Here is a 16,994-nt window from a genome sequence, read left to right on the forward strand (position 1 = left end):
ATGCCCCGCGGTTCCGACGTGCCGCCGCAGGATGCTTTGCGGCGTGCTCTTCGCAGCGACCTGAGCGCATCGGCGGTCGAGGTCGCGCCGCGTCTTCTCGGGGGTGAGCTGCGCACGTTCGTCAGCACCTCGACCGATGCCGCTCCGGTCGAAGTGCGGCTGCGCATCACCGAGGTCGAGGCCTATCACGGGCAGGGCACGGGCGAGTTCGCTGACCCCGGATCGCACGCGCGGATGGGGCGCACGGCCCGCAACGCCACGATGTGGGGTGAGCCAGGGCATCTGTACGTCTACCTGAGTCACGGCATCCATTCCTGCGTCAATGTCGTGTGCGGGCCGGAGGGGCAGGGTGACGGCGTGCTGCTGCGAGCGGGCGAGGTCGTGTGGGGGGCGGATGCCGCGGCTCGGCGCCGTGGGGCGGTTCCGCCCCTCGGTCGTATCGCGCTTCGAGATCTCGCGCGCGGGCCCGGTCGCCTGGGTCAGGCGGTGGGGCTGCGGCATCCGGTGCACGACGGCATCGACGCGGTCGCGAGCGAGGAGCGGCACGGAGCGCGGGCCGAGCTCTGGCTGGGCGAGGAGCGGAACGACGTGGCGAGTGGACCGCGGGTCGGCGTCGCCGGTGTCGCGGGGACGGATGCCTTCCCCTGGCGCTTCTGGATCGAGGCGGATCCGACGGTGTCGCCGTTCCGGTGGGGGAGAGGTGCGGCCGAGGCTGCGCAGGGCCTCACGTCTGAGTCGCCGGGATCGACCGGCCCGTCACCCGTGCTAAACTGACTCTTTGTCTGCGCACACTCCTGTGCGCAGTTCGCGTGCTTCCCCTTCTGCTGCCGAGAGATCGGCGAGGCGGGGTCGCGTGCAGACAAGGGATCTTGGGTGGGGCCGTCCGGCCTCACGGTATAGAAGGAGTCACCATCATGGCAGCAGTGTGCCAGGTGACCGGAGCTGTTCCCGGCTTCGGTCACAACGTCTCGCACTCGCACCGCCGGACGAAGCGCCGCTTCGACCCGAACGTGCAGAAGAAGACCTATTTCGTTCCGTCGCTCGGTCGTAAGATCACGCTCAACGTGTCCGCCAAGGGCATCAAGGTGATCGACGTCCGCGGCATCGAGAACGTCGTCAAAGACCTCCAGGCGAAGGGTGTGAAGCTCTAATGGCCAAGAAGGCTCAGGACGTACGTCCGATCATCAAGCTGCGTTCGACGGCGGGTACGGGTTACACGTACGTGACGAAGAAGAACCGCCGCAACACCCCCGACCGCCTCGTGCTCAGCAAGTACGACCCGGTAATCCGCAAGCACGTCGAATTCCGAGAGGAGCGTTGATCAATGGCTAAGAAGAGCAAGATCGCTCGCAACGAGCAGCGCAAGGTCATCGTGGAGCGTTACGCCGAGCGTCGCGCCGAGCTGAAGAAGACCCTGGTCGACCCGAACGCCACCGACGAGGCCCGCGAGGCCGCACGCGTCGGCCTGCAGAAGCTGCCGCGCAACGCGTCGCCGGCTCGCGTGCGTTCGCGCGACGTCATCGACGGCCGCCCCCGCGGTGTCCTCACGAAGTTCGGCATCTCGCGTGTCCGCTTCCGTGACATGGCACACCGTGGCGAGCTGCCCGGTGTCACCAAGTCCAGCTGGTAAGTCTCAGCAGACAGCCGAAAGGGGCGAGGATCTTCGGATCCTCGCCCCTTTCGCGTACCCCGGCCATCGCCGGCACACCCGTGCACGCAATGGGCGGACTCCTCCCCGATGGGCGGACTCCGGTGGTGGCAGTCGCCTCCCATCGGGTGGAAGTCCGACCGAAGAGTGCCCCTGCACAAGAGGGAGCCGCCCCGATTCAGTGAACAGAGAGCGGCAGCGGAGACGGGCGGGGTCTCCGGGAGGCCGCAGGCTCGAGACATGGCCCTTTGCTGACGCGGGGACCGAGACCATCTTCCGGACGCGGATGGCGTGGCTGAACCTGCCGATAACGCCGCAGGTGTGGATCATCGGGCATCGGGTCGACTTCCTCATCGGCGAACGACTCGTCGTGCAGATCGATGGAGGACACCATGTCGGATCCCAACGCACCAGTGACATCGCTCACGACGCCGAGCTGATGCTCCGCGGGTACCACGTGATCCGCATCGGCTATGACCAGCTCATGAACCAGTGGGCGTCCGTGCAGAGCCGGATCCTGGTCGCGATCGCTCAGCGCCTCCATCTTGCGCGATGAGCCCTGCGTCCACGCGGACCGCGATGGGCGGAGAACTCCCCGTCGGGCGGAACACCTTGCCCGCATGCTCCGCCCATCAGCGAGATCTCCTCCCCATGCGGGTTGGGGTTGTGGAGGGTGAGGGTTGGGGTGTGGGTGAGGGGGTGGGTTGGGGTTGTGGAGGGTGAGGGTTGGGGTGTGGGTGTGGGTGAGGGGGTGGGTTGGGGTTGTGGAGGGGGTGGGTTGGGGTGTGGGTGAGGGTGTGGGTGTGGGTGTGGGTGAGGGGGTGGGGGGTGTGGGCGACGCGCGTCACGCGACGGGGGTGGTGGTGTGCGCGACGGCCCAGCCGAGGGCGTCATCGGCGATCTCTTCCCAGCCGTCCTGGCTGACCAGACGGTGCGTGCGCCCGGAGTACTCCTTGTAGTCCACGACGGCGGGGCTTCCGGTGGAGCGATACTTCTGGGTGATCGCGCGACCGATGGCCGGCGGCACGACGTGGTCGATCTCGCCCGTGATCACATAGAGGGGAGCCCTGTCGGTGCGGGCGTAGTCGACGTGCGTGACGCCGCCCTTCTCGTTGAAAGCGGATGCCACGCCTTCGAAGAACACCCGGTTGTAGGAGTTCACCGCGTACTCCTCCCAGAGCTGGTCGGACTCGGCGCGGCTCAGATCGTTGCCGAACGTGAAGTGGAAGTGGCGCTTCGACAGGGGCTTCGCGCCGTTGCGGCCGAAGGGGTTCGACAGGATCGGGGTGCCGGTCCACAGCGTCGACAGCGGAAGGGTCGTGATGCCTGCGGTCTGTCCCGGTGCCACGCCCACGTAGGCGGCTCCGACGCCGCGGTCTGCGAGCATCTGGGTGATGACGCCGCCGAAGGAGTGGCCCATGATGATCGGCTTGACGGGGAGGGCGCGGATGATGCGCTCGTAGTGGTCGACGATCTGCTTCAGGCCGATGCCCTTGAGCGCAGACGGGTCGCGGCGGATGTCTTCGACAGAGCGGTCGTCGATGCCGGGCCACCCCGGGACGATCACCTCGTGACCTTCGGCGCGGAAGCGCTCGGCCCAGGTGTTCCAGCTCGCCGGCGTCATCCACAGGCCGTGGATGAGGACGATCGGGGTCTTGTCGGTGCTGTTCATGATCTTCTTCTCTCTGGTTCGGCTCCCGCTGCTCGGGAGTGCGTTACGCTGATAGTAGACCGAACGTTCTATCTACCGCAACGTATTCCCGAAAGTCGTGAAGTCGTCGAACGGAAGCCGCGGTTCGGATGCCACGATGAGGAAGGACAATCATGAACACCACGACGAAGCGCCCCAGCCCCGCCCGCACCCGGTTGATCGACGCCGCCACTCGCCTCTTCTACGAGGAGGGCATCCACGCGGTCGGCGTCGACCGTGTGATCGAGGAGGCGGGCGTCACTCGCGCCACGCTCTACAAGCAGTTCGGCGGCAAGGAGAACCTCGTGCTCGCCTACCTCGCGCACGAGGACGAGATGCTGCGCGCGATGTTCGCGGAGGCGGGTGAAGCCGTGACCGAGCCCGATGCCCTGCTCGGCGCGGTGGTTCAGGGCATCGCCGCCGACATCCGCGAGCGGCACACGCGCGGCTGCCCGTTCATCAACGCGGCCGCCGAGTATCCGGACGCCGAAGGTTCCGTGCGCCGTCTCATCGACGAGCACCGGGAGTGGTTCCGCTCCACGCTGGAGAAGGTCGCCGAGACGGCGGGGCTGGAGCGCCCGGAAGAGGTCGCCGCTTCTCTCGTGCTGCTGCGGGATGCGGCTCTCGTCGGGGGCTATCTCGACGGGGAGGAACGCGTTGCGCCGGCATTCGAGCGCACCTCCGGCGCCGTGATCGAGGCCCACCGACCCCGCTGAGCGCCCTCGTTTCTGTGACTGGAGTGACAAAAGTGACGCGACACGCCCAGTAATTGCCCAAAACCCGCGAAATGACGCGGAAATGAGGGTGGTGGTTGGTACATTCGAGGCGGTCGCTAGACCAGGAGCATCCGCTCCGATACCCACAACGATGCGACGGGATCTCGTCGCTGGAGGATGACATGGCTGACAAGTCCATCACCAAGACCGAGCTCGTCGCGAGCATCGCAAGCGCCACGGGCCAGAGCCAGGCCACCGTCTCCGGTGTCCTCGACTCGCTGTTCGCCACGGTCTCCGACGCTGTTGCCAAGGGCAGCAAGGTCTCCATCCCGGGCTGGATCTCCTTCGAGCAGGTCGACACCGCTGCTCGCACGGGCCGCAACCCGCAGACCGGCGCCGAGATCAAGATCCCGGCCGGCAAGCGCGTCAAGGTGACCGCTGGTTCCAAGCTCAAGGCTGCCGTCAAGTAATCAGACCGCACCTCTTCGAAGGCCGCTCCCGTTTCGACGGGGACGGCCTTCGTGCTTTCTCCCCGTCTGACGCGCCTAGGCTGGAGGGGTGAGTTCCCGCAGCGAGACGACGAGTCGGATTTCGACGTATCGAGTCGCCGGAGTCATCATCCTGCTCGCTGCGGCCCTGGTGGCGCTGGTGCTGGCACTCCTCGTCGGCGGAGGCGCCAAGCCGCCGCTCCTGCAGGACCCGGGGCCCTTCGTGCTCTGGGGCACGCCGGTCGCCAAGCTCGTCATGAACGTCTCGGGCGCGGTCATGCTCGGATCTCTCGTCCTCGCACTGTTCGGCCTCCGCGCCGGCGAGCGGTCCTTCGACGCGGCGCTGAACATCGCCTCGGTGGGTGCTGCCGTCTTCACGGTCGCTGCCGGCCTCGCCGGGTTCCTCGCGTTCATGGCGGCCTTCAACCCGAAGCTCAGCATCGAGCGTGAGTTCGGCACGCAGCTCGGCCGCTTCCTGCTGGAGCTGCCGCTGGGTCAGTCCTGGCTCATCACCACCATCTTCGGCGCGATCATCACGGTGCTCGCGTTCGCGTGGCGTTCGTGGACCCCCACGCTCATCACCGCGCTGCTCGCGGCGGCATCATTCCTCCCGCTTGCGACGCAGGGCCACGCCGGCGACCTCGCCGGGCACAACATGGCCGTCAACTCGATCCTGCTGCACACGATCGGCGCCGCTGTCTGGCTCGGCGGTCTGCTGCTTCTCGTGCTCGTGCGCGGGCGGGGCGACGTCGACACCGCACGGCTCGTCGCACGCTATTCGTCGCTCGCGATCGCGGCGTTCGCCGTGGTCGCCTTCTCCGGCATCACGCGCTCGATCGTCGCCGTCGGGAGCTGGGATGCCTTGTGGACCACGCCCTACGGCTGGATCGTGCTCGCCAAGGTCGTGTTGCTGAGCGGCATGGGACTGCTGGGGGCCTGGTACCGCGCCCGCCTCATCCCCAAGCTCTCAGGTCAGCGCGCGGCCGGCTGGTTCTGGCTCCTCGTCCTGTGCGAGGTCGCTCTGATGGGACTCGCCTCCGGTGCCGCCGCCGCGCTCGCGCGCACGCCTCCGCCGACCGGAGAGGTCGCCGCCTTCGCGCAGACCCCCGCGCAGATCCTCACCGGCGCGACGCTGCCGCCGGAGCTGACACTCGAGCGCTGGTTCACCGCCTGGGACTTCGACGTGCTCTGGCTCGTGGCTGCGGGCTTCGGCCTGTTCTTCTACCTCGCCGGTGTGCGACGCCTGCGGCTGCGCGGCGACCGCTGGCCGATCCATCGCACCGTGTTCTGGGTGCTCGGAATGCTGATGCTGGTCTGGGTGACCAGCGGGCCGCTCAACGCGTACCAGGAGTACCTGTTCAGCATCCACATGATGGGCCACATGATGCTGTCGATGGCGATCCCGCTGTTGATGGTCTCCGGCGCCCCGATCACGCTGGCGCTGCGCGCGATCCACAAGCGCGACGACGGCACCCGAGGTGGTCGCGAGTGGATCATGTGGGCCGTGCACTCGCCGTTCGCCCGCGTCGTCACGCATCCGTTCGTCGCTGCGGCGATCTTCATCCTGTCGCTGTGGGCCTTCTACTTCACCGACCTCGTGCGCTGGTCTATGTTCGAGCACCTCGGCCACGAGTGGATGGTCATCCACTTCCTGATCTCGGGCTATCTGTTCGTGATGAGCCTGATCGGCGCCGACCCGGTGCCCTACCGGCTGCCCTACCCCGGTCGTCTGATCACCCTGATCGCCGTCATGGCGATGCACGCGTTCTTCGGCATCGCGATCATGATGCAGGAGGGACTCATGGTCGCCGACTGGTTCGGGGCGATGGGACGAGACTGGGGCGCCTCTCCGATGGAGGACCAGTACATCGGCGGCGGCATCGCCTGGTCGATCGGCGAGATCCCCACCCTGATCCTCGCGATCACGGTCGCGATCCAGTGGAGTCGCAGCGACACGAAGCTCCAGCGCCAGACGGATCGGCACGCCGACCGGACGGGGGATGCCGAGCTCGAGGAGTACAACGCGAAGCTCGCCGCCCTCGCTGAGCGCGATCAACGGCGCGAGCGCGACGGCCGGTGAGGCCGGGGCGCGTCCGCGTCAGTTGACGGGTGGTTCGCCGGGAGACCCGATCCTGATCGAGGCAGAACCGTCCGGCAGGATCGCGATCGTGCCGGCGAGCTGGAACGGCACGTCTTCCGACAGAGGCTGGGTCTTGCCGTCGAACAGGGAGCGGATCTCGACGTCGACGTGTGCGACGGCATCTGTCGTCGGGATCTGCCACTGGCCGCCGTCGGGGGTGACCGTGACCTCGGGCTGCTCCGGGATCGACCACTTCGGCGATGAGGAGAGCCGGTTGGTGACGCGCAGCCCGAAGGGGCAGGCGGTCGGCTGGAGCACCTCCTGTGTCGTGCACTTGGTGAGGAACTCCTCGACGCGCTCCTGCACGACCTCGATGAAGTCGTCTGTGGGCTGCGTCTGCACATCGAGCGGCGTGACGGCGAGAGGCGTGTCGGCGAGCACCCCGTGGCCGGATGCTGTCGAGATCGGTGTCTTGACGGTCACAGCGTAGAGCCCCGGCGTGAAGACGAGCAGGGGCAGCGGCTCGAGGGCGACGGCATCTGCGCCGTCGACCGAGACCTGGCGCCGATCGACTTCGAACCCGTTCACCGCGAACCTGTCGGCACCGCGCACGGTGAGATCCACCACGGCGAGAGGGCTGGTGGTGAAGCGCCAGTTGGGGGTCACTCCGGCCCAGCCGTCCTGCTCGATCAGGAATGTGCTCGTGCCGGGGTGGCCGCTGGCGTGGTAGCTGACGGTGACGGCGGTGCCTCCGTCTGCGGGCTTCTCGGACTCCACCTTCACGTCGGTCAGCGGCGCGAGGGCTGCGCGACGGAGCATCGCCTCGGATGCGGCCGGGTCGATGCCGGCCTTGTCGAGGGTCTCGCGGTCGATCGCGACGCCCGGCACGCGCAGCGCATCGGCGGCTTGACCGTTCGAGAGCAGGTCGAGGTAGCGGACCACGAACGCGGACGGACCGTAGAACTGCTGGTACAGCGTGGCTCCGCCGGCCCCGAGGGCTGCGACGAGCACCAGGCCGATGACGGCGAGCATCGCCAGATCGACCCCCAGGCGCGCACGCCGGGGCGCGCTCGCACGTGCCCGCTCCATGGCGTCAGTCTAGAAGGGCGTCCTGGGGGGACGCCGAGCGTCGGCGGCCGTGTGCGGATGCCGGGCCGTAGCATGGACGAGCGCCCTGTCCGTCCGCTGCCTCTGTGAGAACCGTGTCCCTTCCCGCCCTGTCCGAGGAGCAGCAAGAGCTGTTCCGGCTCATCGAGGACACCGGCGAGCATGTGTTCATCACCGGGCGAGCCGGCACCGGCAAGTCGACGCTGTTGCAGCACTTCGCGTGGCACACGAAGAAGCAGATCGCGATCTGCGCACCGACCGGTGTCGCGGCGCTCAACGTCGAGGGCCAGACGATCCATTCGCTCTTCCGTCTGCCGATCGGTCTGATCGGCGACGCCGACATCGACCAGAACGACGCGACCCGCCGCATCCTGAACGCGATCGAGACGCTCGTGATCGATGAGATCTCGATGGTCAACGCCGATCTGATGGATGCGATCGACCGTTCGCTGCGCCAGGCCAGAGGCCGCAGGGGGGAGCCGTTCGGCGGGGTGCAGGTCATCATGTTCGGCGACCCGTATCAGCTGGCGCCCGTCCCGCCCCGGGGCGACGAAGCACGCTACGTGCAGGACCACTACCGATCGTTCTGGTTCTTCGACGCGAAGGTGTGGGCCGGAGGATCCGGCATCTCGGACCAGGAGGGGCTGTTCCAGGTCGATACCCGCGCCGAGCTGCACGTGCGCGAGCTCGTGCAGATCCACCGGCAGTCCGACGACGGCTTCAAGTCGATGCTCAACGCCGTGCGCTACGGCCGGGTGACCGCCGAGATCGCCGGGGTGCTGAACACTCAGGGTGCGCGCACGCCTCCGGAGCCGGAGCCCGGCGAGGTGCCGATGATCACGCTCGCCACTCGCAACGACATCGTGAACAGCATCAACAGTCGCCACCTGGTCGCGCTGCCGGGTAAGGAGCAGACCGCCCGCGCCGAGGTCAGCGGCGACTTCGGGCGGGGGGAGGCCTCGCTGCCTGCCGAGTCCGAGCTGAAGCTGAAGGTGGGCGCGCAGGTGATGTTCCTGCGCAACGACACGGCGATGTCGGGGGAGCCGCCCCGCTGGGTGAACGGCACCATCGGCACCGTGACACGCATCCTCGGGGGAGCTGTGCGCGTCGACATCGACGGCGAGGAGGTCGACGTCGAGCCTGCCGTGTGGGAACGGTTCCGGTACGCATACGACCAGAACACGAAGAAGCTCTCCCGTGACGTGGTCGCCGAGTTCACCCAGTTCCCGCTGCGGCTGGCCTGGGCGGTCACGATCCACAAGTCGCAGGGAAAGACCTACGAACGCGCGATCATCGACCTCGGTTCGGGTGCCTTCGCGCCGGGTCAGACGTACGTCGCCCTCAGCCGGCTGACCTCACTCGAGGGTCTGTACCTGTCGCGCGCGCTGCGACCCCGCGACATCCGGGTGGACGAAGACGTGCGCCGGTTCATGCGCGACGCGTGGCTCGCGGCGTCGACTCCCGAACTGCCGAAGAGCTGAACCCCCGGCAGTGACAGCCCGCGCTCAGGCGGCGGCGCGGGCGCGGTCGAGGTCTTCGAACAGCTCGGTGTTGAAGCGGTAGGCGAGGAGCACCTCGTCGATCACACGCTCACGCTCGGCGTCGTCCCACGGCGCGGCGTCGAGCTGCTCGCGGTACACGTCCTTGAAGGCGGACGGGTCGGCGATGTCGTCGAACAGGTAGAACCCGATGCCGTTGGTCTCGAAACCGAAACGACGAGCCATCACGCGGCCGATGAAGATGCCGCCGGAGAGATCACCGAGGTAGCGCGTGTAGTGGTGCGCGACGAATCCGCCTGCCCACGTGGCGCCGACCTGGCGGATGCGATCGACGTAGCGCTGCGTCGTCGGCAGCGCCACGATCTGCTCGCGCCACTGCGGGCCGAGCAGGAACTCGAGGTCGGCCTCGAGGGCCGGGAGGCGGGTGAGCTTGTCGGTGATGAAGACTGCAGCCACCGGATCTTGGCGCATCCGCTCGCCGGCGCCCTCGAGAGCCTCGTAGATGAAGTAGTGCTGCGCGACGAGGGAGATGTAGTCCTCGCGCGAACCCTCGCCCTTCAGGAGGTCGGACATGAAGCCGGCGGTCTCGCTGCGGGAGTGCGATCCGGACGAACGCTCGCGCAGGGCGGCGGAGAAGGAGAGGATCTCGGGCATGAAGCAAGTGTAAGGGTTGCCTAACCCCGGAGGGAAGTCGGAGTCGTCAGGCGTGCGGCCGCGGCTCTCAGGCGTGTGGCCGCGGCTCGACGCCGAGGCGGACGCAGGCGGCGTCGTAGAGTGCGACGACCTCGCGGCGCACGGATGGCCGGTCGGAGATCGCTCCACCGGGCCACGGCACGCGCAGCTCGGTGACGGCGCCGCCGCGTGTGACCTGCCAGACTCCACCTTCTCCGTCGAACCCGGTCATCACCGAATCCGTGATCTCGGCATCCGACGGCTCGGCGAAGGCCCTGGCGATGAGGATGTTGTCGTCGGTGTGGTCGCCGTTCATGTGGCGAAGGACGGCGGTGATCACGTCGGCATCGAAGGTGTGGGGCACTCTCACCACCTTACGCGCGGCTCGGATGCCGCTCCGGGGCCGACTTTCAGCATCCGCGCTCTAGACTCGGGAGACACGTCTTCGGGGGTCCTTCCATGCAGCTTCTCTCGTCGCGCCGGTGGCGCGCCGCAACGGCGACGGCGGCCGTGCTCGCTCTTGTCCTCACCGGATGCTCCTCCGAGGAGTCTTTCTCCTACACGCCACCCGCCCAGGCGGAGGGCTCGCTCCCGGATGACACGGTCGCCGCGATGCAGGCCGCGGTCGACAACGCGATCGCCGCGTCCGGGGCCTCCGGCGCCATCGTCGGTGTGTGGGCGCCCTGGAGCGGAAGCTGGGTGGCGAGCATCGGCACGCAAGACCGCGAAGGCGGCGCAGAGCTGTCGACCGACATGTCATTCCGTATCGCGGACGTGACGCGGCTGATGACCTGTGACGTCCTCTACGCTCTCGCCGACAGGGACGTCGTCGAACTCGACGCGAACGTCGCGGACTACGTATCCGGCGTCGCGGACATGCGAGAAGCGGGCATCACCCTCCTCGATCTGTGCAACGGCACGAGCGGCGTCGGCTCCTCCGAGCCGACGGTCAAGTCGGCGTGGCTGAACACGCCGGATCGGGTGTGGGCGCCGTTGGAGCTCGCCGGCTACGGCCTCGCACGCGAGCGGGTGGCACCGCACACGACGTTCCGCGATTCGGATTCCGGGTACCTCCTTCTCGGCCTCGCGCTCGAGCGCGCCTCGGGGATGACGGCATCGGAGCTGATCGCGGAGTATGTCACCGAGCCCCTCGCTCTTTCGAGCACTTCGCTTCCGGGCCCGACGCCGGCCGAGCCCGGCACGGGACCGGTGCTGAACGGTCATTTCCTCAACTCCGTCGAAGGCGGATTCGACTGTGCGGCGCCTGTCGACATCACGAAGCTGTCGTCCAGCTCGGGGTTCACCGATTCCGGCGTCGTGTCGAACATCACCGACCTCGGCCGCTACGCGCAGGCGGAGGCGGCGCAGGCGCTGCGCAAGGACGAGAAGGAGAAGCCGGACCGCTTCGGCACCCCGCTTCCCGCTGCCGACGGCGCCCCCTCTTGGTACCAGGCCACCGGCGGCGGCTACCTCGTCGGCTCGATGATCGGTCAGCACGGCTGGACGCCGGGATACGCCACGGCGGCCTACTCCGACCCGGCGACAGGATTCACCGTGGCTGTCGTGCTCAACGACTCGACGGCGGGTGACGTGTTCTCCCAGCGGCTCTCCTGGGAGCTCGCGGCGATCGCGTCGAAAGCCCCGGCCGCATCAGGACAGACAGCCCCGGAGTTCGGTCTTCCGTTCACGGCAGAGCAGTATCACCAGTCGATCACTGACGCGGCCATCCCGTGCGCTGCTCCCCCCGCTGCGGAGTGAATCCGGTCTGACCGGCAGCCGAGCGAAGGGGCGACGATGGCGATCATCGACAATGCGATCTACGTGGACGGCGTCCGCACCGAGAACCCGGTGACCCTCAGCGAGACGTTCGAGCGCATGCGGGAGCGCGGCGGCATGGGGTGGATCGGCCTCTACCGTCCGAGCGAAGAAGAGATCCGCGAGGTCGCTGACGAGTTCGGCATCCACGCGCTCGTCGTGGAGGACGCTCTCGCAGGCCATCAGCGCGCCAAGCTCGAACGCTACGGCGATGTGCTCTTCATGGTGCTGAGGCCGGCCCGCTATCTCGACGACGTCGAAGAGGTCGAGTTCGGCGAGGTGCATGTGCTCGTCGGTCCCGACTTCGTGGTGACGATCAGACATGCGGAGTCCCCCGACCTCGGTCGGGTGCGTCGGCGGCTGGAGGGGGATCCCGCACTCCTCGCCCATGGGCCCGAGGCGGTGCTGTACGCCATCCTCGACGAGGTCGTCGACGAGTACACGCCCGTCCTCGCAGGTCTCGAGAACGACATCGACGAGATCGAGAGCCAGCTGTTCGAAGAGGACGCCGACGCCACGCAGCGCATCTACGACCTGGGCCGCGAGGTCATCGACTTCCAGCGGGCCACGCAGCCGCTGTCGGGAATGCTGGAGGCCCTGCTGCGGGGCTCGGACAAGTACAAAGTGAGCGACGAGCTGCTGCGGTACCTCCGCGACGTGCTCGATCACACCCTGCGCGTGAGCGATCGGGCGACGACCTTCCGCACCGTGCTCGACAACGCCCTCACGGTCGAGTCGACGATCGTCGCGCGCCGCCAGAACGAAGAGATGCGGCGGATGACCGAACTCAGCATCCGCCAGAACGACGAGGTCAAGAAGATCTCGGGATGGGCGGCGATCCTGTTCGCCCCGACGCTCGTCGGCACCATCTACGGCATGAACTTCGACCACATGCCGGAGCTGCACTGGCTGCTCGGCTATCCCATGGCGGTCGGCATGATGATCGCGCTGGGCTTCGGCCTGTACGCGGCGTTCAAGCGCAAGGGCTGGCTCTAGGACTGTCCGGAATCGTGCGGTCGTCGGCCGTTCGACACCTTGCCTCGGCTGGCCGCGGCGGCGACGATGAGCGGATGAACGCTCACTCCGCCGCCGCCCTGCTCGTCATCGATGCGCAGGAGTCGTTCCGCCAGCGCGTCGACGACTGGGCGAGCACCGCGAATCCTGCGGTACTCGACAACATCGCGCTCCTCGTGGCGCATGCGCGCGAGGTGGGAGACCGGGTGATCTGGATCACGCACTCCGAGCCGGGCACCGGTGGTGTGTTCGACCCGGTCAACGGATTCGTGCGCGTGATCGCCGAACTGGCTCCTCTGGCGTCGGAGCAGGCGCTCACGAAGACGACCATCAACGCCTTCACCTCGACCGACCTCCAGGAACGGCTGCAGCGCGACGGCATCCGTCGACTCGTGGTCTGCGGCATCCGCACCGAGCAGTGCTGCGAGACGACGACGCGAGTCGCTGCCGACCTGGGTTTCGACGTGGAGTTCATCACGGATGCCACCACGACATCGGCGATCCCGGCGGCGGACGGGCTGACCGCCGTGTCGGGGGAGGACATCATGCGCCGCACCGAGAGTATCCTCTCCGCCAGAGGGTTCGCGACGATCTCGAGTACGAGGGAACGCGTCGGCGCGGCGGAAGCACCCGTCTCGCTCTGAGCCCGACCGGCGCGTTAGTCTTCGGTCTCGGGATCGGTCTCGGAGTCGGCCTCGGGCATGCCCGGGCCGGGTCCCGGACGCACCGGCGCTTCCGCAGCGATGTCGATGCGGGTGTTGCCGTCGTGCTCGCTGACCTCGATGCGGGGTGCGGCGTCGGCCTCGGTGGCATCCGGTGCGGCGGTCAGCTGGTCGTGTCGCTTCTCGGCGCTCGTCATCTCGTCATCCGACGTGTGCTCAGGCGTGCTCATGGGTGTCCTCCTGGTTGTCGACGGGTTTGCCGTCGGGATGGGTGTTCTTCTTCGCGGCGTGCTTCCGACCCCACCGCGCCAGCACATACAACGCGCCGCCGACGGCGAGCAGGATCCCGCCGAAGAGCCAGACGGCCGGACGCTGCTGGGTGAGCAGCAGGATGCAGGAGCCGATGCCGAGCACGGGGACGAAGGTCCACACGCGGAAGTGCTCGTTCTCGACGCGGTCTCGGCGCAGCACCAGCACCGACACGTTGACGCTGAGGAAGACGACGAGCAGCAGCAGCACGACCGTCTCGGCGAGGGTCGCCAGATCGCCGACCAGCGTCAGACCCATCGCCACGAGGGTGGTGGTGAGGATCGCGACCCACGGGGTCTTCCGCTTCGGGAGCACGCGGCCGAGGGCTCGGGGCAGCAGGCCCTGCTCGGCCATGCCGTAGGTCAGCCGGCTGACCATGATCATCGTGAGGAGGGCGCCGTTGGCGACGGCGACGAGTGCGATGAGGCTGAACAGCCACGAGGGGATGCTGACACCGGTGGCCTCGACGACCGCGAGCAGCGGACCGCTCGATTCCTGCAGGGCGGCGGGCGGGAGCGCGATCGAGCTCGCCAGGCCCACCAGGACGTAGACCGCACCGGCGGTGAACAGGGCTCCGAAGAGCGCGCGGGGGTAGGTGCGCCGCGGATCCTTGACCTCTTCGATCATGTTCGCCGAGGTCTCGAACCCCACGAAGGAGTAGTAGGCGATGACCGCGCCGGACAACACGGCGACGGCGACGCTCGTCCCCTCCGGCGCTTCGGTGACACGGGAGATGTCACCGCCTCCACCACCGACGAAGATCGCGACCACGGCGACGACGATGACCAGGCCGCTGAGTTCGATCGCGGTCATCACGAGATTCGCACCCATCGACTCGCGGATGCCGCGGGCGTTCAGCAGGCCGACGAGGGCGAGGAAGGCGATCGCGACCGGGATGGTGGGCAGGTCGAGGAAGGTGCCCAGGTAGTCGCCCGCGAACGCGATGGCCAGCCCGGCCGCGCTGGTCACGCCCGCGGCCAGCATGCTGAAGCCCACCAGGAACGAGACCAGCGGACTGTGGAACGCGCGCTCCGCGAAGACGGCGGCCCCTCCGGCGCGTGGATACTTCGTCACGAGCTCTGCGTAGGAGCCGGCGGTGAGCAGGGCGAGCAACAGGGCGAGGAGCAGCGGTGCCCACAGCATCCCGCCGACCTTCGCCGACAGCACACCCATCAGCGCGTAGATGCCGGCACCCAGCACGTCGCCGAGGATGAATGCGAACAGGAGTGGACCGGTGATCGCCCTGCGCAACCGGGTGGAGGTCTCGGCGGCTGGCGCGGTCTCGGTGGTCATCCTCGAAAGGTACGGGTGCGCGGGAGCATGGGCCACGGGGTTGACATCGCCGGGAGCGGTCAGGCGTCGGCCATTGCGATCGCCGCTCGCGCGCAAGTTCAGCGAATTCACAGAAAGTCCGCGCGGCTCCCGATATTCCGGCAGGTGCAGCGATAGCGTCGGTGCCGCACGAGGGGTGCGTCGGCCGGGGTGCGCGGGCAAACGGGTGGCTTCCTCTCTACCGAATCCCCAAGACAAAGGGCTCTCTCATGACTGGTACGGCACGCAAGGCGCTCGCAGAAGCGATCGCCACCTTCCTCTTCGTCCTCGCGATCATCGCGGCGGTGAACAGCGGCAGCCCGCTGACCCCGCTCGCGATCGGCTTCACCCTGATGGTGCTCGTGTTCTCGACGGGTCACATCTCGGGCGCCCACCTCAACCCGGCCGTCTCGGTCGGTGTGTTCCTGCGCGGCGGCCTCAGCGTCGCCGACTTCATCGCCTACCTCATCGCCCAGTTCGTCGGTGGTGCCGTGGCCGCGCTCGTCAGCATGGCCGTATGGCCTGTCGGCGAGGAAGCCATGGTCATCGAGGTCGGCCCGGCCTTCCTCGTCGAGGCGCTCTTCACGCTGATCCTGGTGTGGGTCGTGCTCAACACCGCCACGTCGAAGGACACCGCGGGCAACTCGTTCTACGGTCTCGCGATCGGTGCGACCGTTTTCGTCGGTGCGGCAACGGTCGGCTCGATCTCGGGTGGCGGCTTCAACCCGGCCGTCGCGCTCGGCCTCTCGGTCAGCGGCCACTTCGCGTGGAGCTCGCTGTGGCTCTACATCGTCGCCCCGGTGGTCGGCGCTGTGATCGCGGCGATCCTGTTCCGCGTGCTCAACACGGACGACGCCAAGAAGATCGCTGCCGCGGAGTAACCTTCGCCGCACCCACGAAGCGCCGCATCCTCTCCGGAGGGTGCGGCGCTTCTGCGTTCGCGGGGTGGTGGCGTCAGGGGCGGCTTCCGGAGCCGGATCCGTCTCGGGGCGGGGAGTCGGATGCTGTGGTCAGCACGATCTTCCCGGTCGCATGGCCGGAGATCGACCGCGCGTACGCCTCCCGCACGTCATCGAGCGGGTGCACCGAATCGATCGGCAGCTCGATGCGACCATCCGCGATCAGCTGCGCGATCATCGCGAGTTCGTGCGCGCCCGCGTCGGCGCCACCCACGCCGCGGATCGGATACCGCGCACGGGCGTCGTAGTCGGCGATCGTGTTGATCCGGTCGGCGGGAACGTCGAGAGCGAGTGCCAGGTCGACCGTGCCGTGGCCGACCGTGTCGAGCACGGCCGTGAGCCCCTCGGGCACGGCTGCCCTGAGCCGGTCGGCGAGCAGGTCTCCGTAGAGGAGCGGCTCGATGCCGAGGCGACGCAGCAGGGCGTGGTTGCTCGGGCCCGCCGTGCCGAGCACGCGCGCTCCCCGCAGCACGCAGAGCTGGGCGGTGAGGATGCCGACGCCGCCGGCCGCGCCGCTGACGAGCACGACATCGCCCGCAGCGATCTTCTGCGACTCCACGCTCGCGACCGCCGTGCGGCCGGTGACGTTGAGGGCACCCGCTTCGACGAGGGAGAGTCCGTCCGGAACCCGTACCAGCGCTGTGGGGTCGATCACGAGGTGGTCGGCCTGTGCGTGGTACCGAAGTCCGCCGAAGACGCGGTCGCCGACTCGCCAGCCGTGCACGCCGATCTGCCGGCCGTGCACGCCGCCGCCCAGGCTCTCGATCGTGCCGGAGAAGTCGTAGCCGTTGCCGGAGGGCAGGCTTCGCTCGTAGGGGTCGTGCATCGGCTGTCCGCTGAACAGCTTCCAGTCCACCGGGTTCACGCCCGCTGCGGCGACCCGCACGAGCACTTCGCGGTCGGCCGGCTGCGGGACCGCGCGACGTTCGATCTCGAGCACCTCCGGACCGCCGAATCGGCGGAACACGACGCGTCGAGACGCGGTGTCCGCCGATTCGGGTGTCATGGGGCCAGCCTAGGAGGC

Annotated in this window: 20 protein-coding genes; 13 read left to right on the forward strand and 7 right to left on the reverse strand. The window is 68.1% G+C overall.

Features of this window, described 5'->3' with window-relative positions; genetic code table 11:
- The 5 genes from ACIQTX_RS02890 to ACIQTX_RS02910 all read left to right on the forward strand — a co-directional run bounded on the left by ACIQTX_RS02890 (position 1) and on the right by ACIQTX_RS02910 (position 2,204).
- The gene (locus ACIQTX_RS02890; RefSeq protein WP_402968640.1) at positions 1 to 774 is read left to right on the forward strand and encodes a DNA-3-methyladenine glycosylase; all 774 of its coding nucleotides are present in this window, start codon (positions 1 to 3) and stop codon (positions 772 to 774) included.
- Positions 775 to 914: 140 nt separating this feature from the next.
- Positions 915 to 1,151, forward strand: a complete 237-nt coding sequence (gene rpmB, locus ACIQTX_RS02895) for a 50S ribosomal protein L28 (RefSeq protein WP_017203559.1) — start codon at positions 915 to 917, stop codon at positions 1,149 to 1,151.
- Entirely contained in the window at positions 1,151 to 1,321 is a 171-nt protein-coding gene (rpmG, locus tag ACIQTX_RS02900; RefSeq protein WP_028500995.1) for a 50S ribosomal protein L33, read from the forward strand. The genes rpmB and rpmG overlap by 1 nt, the downstream gene beginning before the upstream one ends.
- Positions 1,322 to 1,324: 3 nt before the next feature.
- Positions 1,325 to 1,630 (forward strand): 30S ribosomal protein S14, encoded by a 306-nt coding sequence (gene rpsN, locus ACIQTX_RS02905; RefSeq protein ID WP_017829734.1) that lies wholly within the window; start codon positions 1,325 to 1,327, stop codon positions 1,628 to 1,630.
- Between the two features lie 304 nt (positions 1,631 to 1,934).
- Positions 1,935 to 2,204 (forward strand): endonuclease domain-containing protein, encoded by a 270-nt coding sequence (locus ACIQTX_RS02910; RefSeq protein ID WP_402968644.1) that lies wholly within the window; start codon positions 1,935 to 1,937, stop codon positions 2,202 to 2,204.
- A 288-nt stretch (positions 2,205 to 2,492) separates the two neighbouring features.
- Here ACIQTX_RS02910 and ACIQTX_RS02915 read toward each other — a convergent pair whose 3' ends face one another.
- On the reverse strand, positions 2,493 to 3,320 hold the full coding sequence (locus tag ACIQTX_RS02915; protein ID WP_402968647.1) for an alpha/beta hydrolase: 828 nt from the start codon (positions 3,318 to 3,320) through the stop codon (positions 2,493 to 2,495).
- Positions 3,321 to 3,472: 152 nt separating this feature from the next.
- Here ACIQTX_RS02915 and ACIQTX_RS02920 point away from each other — a divergent pair, with 152 nt between their 5' ends.
- From ACIQTX_RS02920 to ACIQTX_RS02930, 3 genes are all read left to right on the forward strand, one after another.
- Positions 3,473 to 4,054, forward strand: coding sequence for a TetR/AcrR family transcriptional regulator (locus ACIQTX_RS02920; protein ID WP_402968650.1), 582 nt, complete (start codon positions 3,473 to 3,475; stop codon positions 4,052 to 4,054).
- A 182-nt stretch (positions 4,055 to 4,236) separates the two neighbouring features.
- Entirely contained in the window at positions 4,237 to 4,524 is a 288-nt protein-coding gene (locus ACIQTX_RS02925) for an HU family DNA-binding protein (protein ID WP_017203554.1), read from the forward strand.
- An 88-nt stretch (positions 4,525 to 4,612) separates the two neighbouring features.
- Positions 4,613 to 6,622 (forward strand): cytochrome c oxidase assembly protein, encoded by a 2,010-nt coding sequence (locus tag ACIQTX_RS02930; protein WP_402968654.1) that lies wholly within the window; start codon positions 4,613 to 4,615, stop codon positions 6,620 to 6,622.
- Positions 6,623 to 6,640: 18 nt separating this feature from the next.
- Here the strand turns inward: ACIQTX_RS02930 and ACIQTX_RS02935 are convergent, their stop codons facing one another.
- Positions 6,641 to 7,711, reverse strand: a complete 1,071-nt coding sequence (locus ACIQTX_RS02935; protein WP_036273508.1) for a hypothetical protein — start codon at positions 7,709 to 7,711, stop codon at positions 6,641 to 6,643.
- Positions 7,712 to 7,824: 113 nt separating this feature from the next.
- Here ACIQTX_RS02935 and ACIQTX_RS02940 point away from each other — a divergent pair, with 113 nt between their 5' ends.
- The gene (locus ACIQTX_RS02940; RefSeq protein ID WP_028500992.1) at positions 7,825 to 9,210 is read left to right on the forward strand and encodes a DEAD/DEAH box helicase; all 1,386 of its coding nucleotides are present in this window, start codon (positions 7,825 to 7,827) and stop codon (positions 9,208 to 9,210) included.
- Between the two features lie 24 nt (positions 9,211 to 9,234).
- Here the strand turns inward: ACIQTX_RS02940 and ACIQTX_RS02945 are convergent, their stop codons facing one another.
- Together ACIQTX_RS02945 and ACIQTX_RS02950 are read right to left on the reverse strand one after the other, a co-directional pair.
- Positions 9,235 to 9,882, reverse strand: a complete 648-nt coding sequence (locus ACIQTX_RS02945) for a heme oxygenase (biliverdin-producing) (RefSeq protein WP_028500991.1) — start codon at positions 9,880 to 9,882, stop codon at positions 9,235 to 9,237.
- Between the two features lie 67 nt (positions 9,883 to 9,949).
- The gene (locus ACIQTX_RS02950) at positions 9,950 to 10,264 is read right to left on the reverse strand and encodes a DUF2470 domain-containing protein (RefSeq protein WP_402968658.1); all 315 of its coding nucleotides are present in this window, start codon (positions 10,262 to 10,264) and stop codon (positions 9,950 to 9,952) included.
- 95 nt (positions 10,265 to 10,359) lie between these two features.
- Between ACIQTX_RS02950 and ACIQTX_RS02955 the strand changes: the two genes are divergently transcribed.
- From ACIQTX_RS02955 to ACIQTX_RS02965, 3 genes are all read left to right on the forward strand, one after another.
- A complete protein-coding gene (locus ACIQTX_RS02955) occupies positions 10,360 to 11,658 on the forward strand; it encodes a serine hydrolase domain-containing protein (protein ID WP_028500989.1) in 1,299 nt (432 codons plus the stop codon).
- Positions 11,659 to 11,694: 36 nt separating this feature from the next.
- Positions 11,695 to 12,711, forward strand: a complete 1,017-nt coding sequence (locus tag ACIQTX_RS02960) for a magnesium and cobalt transport protein CorA (protein WP_105526000.1) — start codon at positions 11,695 to 11,697, stop codon at positions 12,709 to 12,711.
- Between the two features lie 74 nt (positions 12,712 to 12,785).
- Positions 12,786 to 13,373: an isochorismatase family protein gene (locus tag ACIQTX_RS02965; protein ID WP_402968663.1), complete on the forward strand. Its 588-nt coding sequence runs from the start codon at positions 12,786 to 12,788 to the stop codon at positions 13,371 to 13,373.
- Between the two features lie 14 nt (positions 13,374 to 13,387).
- On the opposite strand, the gene ACIQTX_RS02970 is transcribed toward ACIQTX_RS02965, so the two are convergent.
- Positions 13,388 to 13,621 (reverse strand): multidrug transporter, encoded by a 234-nt coding sequence (locus ACIQTX_RS02970; protein WP_402968666.1) that lies wholly within the window; start codon positions 13,619 to 13,621, stop codon positions 13,388 to 13,390.
- On the reverse strand, positions 13,608 to 14,993 hold the full coding sequence (locus ACIQTX_RS02975; RefSeq protein WP_402968669.1) for an APC family permease: 1,386 nt from the start codon (positions 14,991 to 14,993) through the stop codon (positions 13,608 to 13,610). The genes ACIQTX_RS02970 and ACIQTX_RS02975 overlap by 14 nt, the downstream gene beginning before the upstream one ends.
- A gap of 248 nt (positions 14,994 to 15,241) precedes the next feature.
- On the opposite strand from ACIQTX_RS02975, the gene ACIQTX_RS02980 reads away from it, so the two are divergent.
- Positions 15,242 to 15,892 (forward strand): MIP/aquaporin family protein, encoded by a 651-nt coding sequence (locus ACIQTX_RS02980; RefSeq protein WP_402968672.1) that lies wholly within the window; start codon positions 15,242 to 15,244, stop codon positions 15,890 to 15,892.
- Between the two features lie 73 nt (positions 15,893 to 15,965).
- Here ACIQTX_RS02980 and ACIQTX_RS02985 read toward each other — a convergent pair whose 3' ends face one another.
- A complete protein-coding gene (locus tag ACIQTX_RS02985; protein ID WP_402968675.1) occupies positions 15,966 to 16,976 on the reverse strand; it encodes an NADP-dependent oxidoreductase in 1,011 nt (336 codons plus the stop codon).
- Between the last annotated feature and the right edge of the window lie 18 nt (positions 16,977 to 16,994).

This window comes from Microbacterium sp. NPDC090281, from assembly GCF_044769635.1.
Taxonomy (GTDB): Bacteria; Actinomycetota; Actinomycetes; order Actinomycetales; family Microbacteriaceae; genus Microbacterium.

Coding starts and splice junctions, on each gene's coding strand:
- ACIQTX_RS02925 (WP_017203554.1), top strand. CDS start 4,237: ATGGCTGACAAGTCCATCACCAAGACCGAGCTCGTCGCGAGCATCGCA.
- ACIQTX_RS02915 (WP_402968647.1), bottom strand. CDS start 3,320: ATGAACAGCACCGACAAGACCCCGATCGTCCTCATCCACGGCCTGTGG.
- ACIQTX_RS02890 (WP_402968640.1), top strand. CDS start 1: ATGCCCCGCGGTTCCGACGTGCCGCCGCAGGATGCTTTGCGGCGTGCT.
- ACIQTX_RS02945 (WP_028500991.1), bottom strand. CDS start 9,882: ATGCCCGAGATCCTCTCCTTCTCCGCCGCCCTGCGCGAGCGTTCGTCC.
- ACIQTX_RS02920 (WP_402968650.1), top strand. CDS start 3,473: ATGAACACCACGACGAAGCGCCCCAGCCCCGCCCGCACCCGGTTGATC.
- rpsN (WP_017829734.1), top strand. CDS start 1,325: ATGGCTAAGAAGAGCAAGATCGCTCGCAACGAGCAGCGCAAGGTCATC.
- ACIQTX_RS02975 (WP_402968669.1), bottom strand. CDS start 14,993: ATGACCACCGAGACCGCGCCAGCCGCCGAGACCTCCACCCGGTTGCGC.
- ACIQTX_RS02910 (WP_402968644.1), top strand. CDS start 1,935: ATGGCGTGGCTGAACCTGCCGATAACGCCGCAGGTGTGGATCATCGGG.
- ACIQTX_RS02965 (WP_402968663.1), top strand. CDS start 12,786: ATGAACGCTCACTCCGCCGCCGCCCTGCTCGTCATCGATGCGCAGGAG.
- rpmG (WP_028500995.1), top strand. CDS start 1,151: ATGGCCAAGAAGGCTCAGGACGTACGTCCGATCATCAAGCTGCGTTCG.
- ACIQTX_RS02970 (WP_402968666.1), bottom strand. CDS start 13,621: ATGAGCACGCCTGAGCACACGTCGGATGACGAGATGACGAGCGCCGAG.
- ACIQTX_RS02935 (WP_036273508.1), bottom strand. CDS start 7,711: ATGGAGCGGGCACGTGCGAGCGCGCCCCGGCGTGCGCGCCTGGGGGTC.
- ACIQTX_RS02955 (WP_028500989.1), top strand. CDS start 10,360: ATGCAGCTTCTCTCGTCGCGCCGGTGGCGCGCCGCAACGGCGACGGCG.
- rpmB (WP_017203559.1), top strand. CDS start 915: ATGGCAGCAGTGTGCCAGGTGACCGGAGCTGTTCCCGGCTTCGGTCAC.
- ACIQTX_RS02980 (WP_402968672.1), top strand. CDS start 15,242: ATGACTGGTACGGCACGCAAGGCGCTCGCAGAAGCGATCGCCACCTTC.
- ACIQTX_RS02985 (WP_402968675.1), bottom strand. CDS start 16,976: ATGACACCCGAATCGGCGGACACCGCGTCTCGACGCGTCGTGTTCCGC.
- ACIQTX_RS02960 (WP_105526000.1), top strand. CDS start 11,695: ATGGCGATCATCGACAATGCGATCTACGTGGACGGCGTCCGCACCGAG.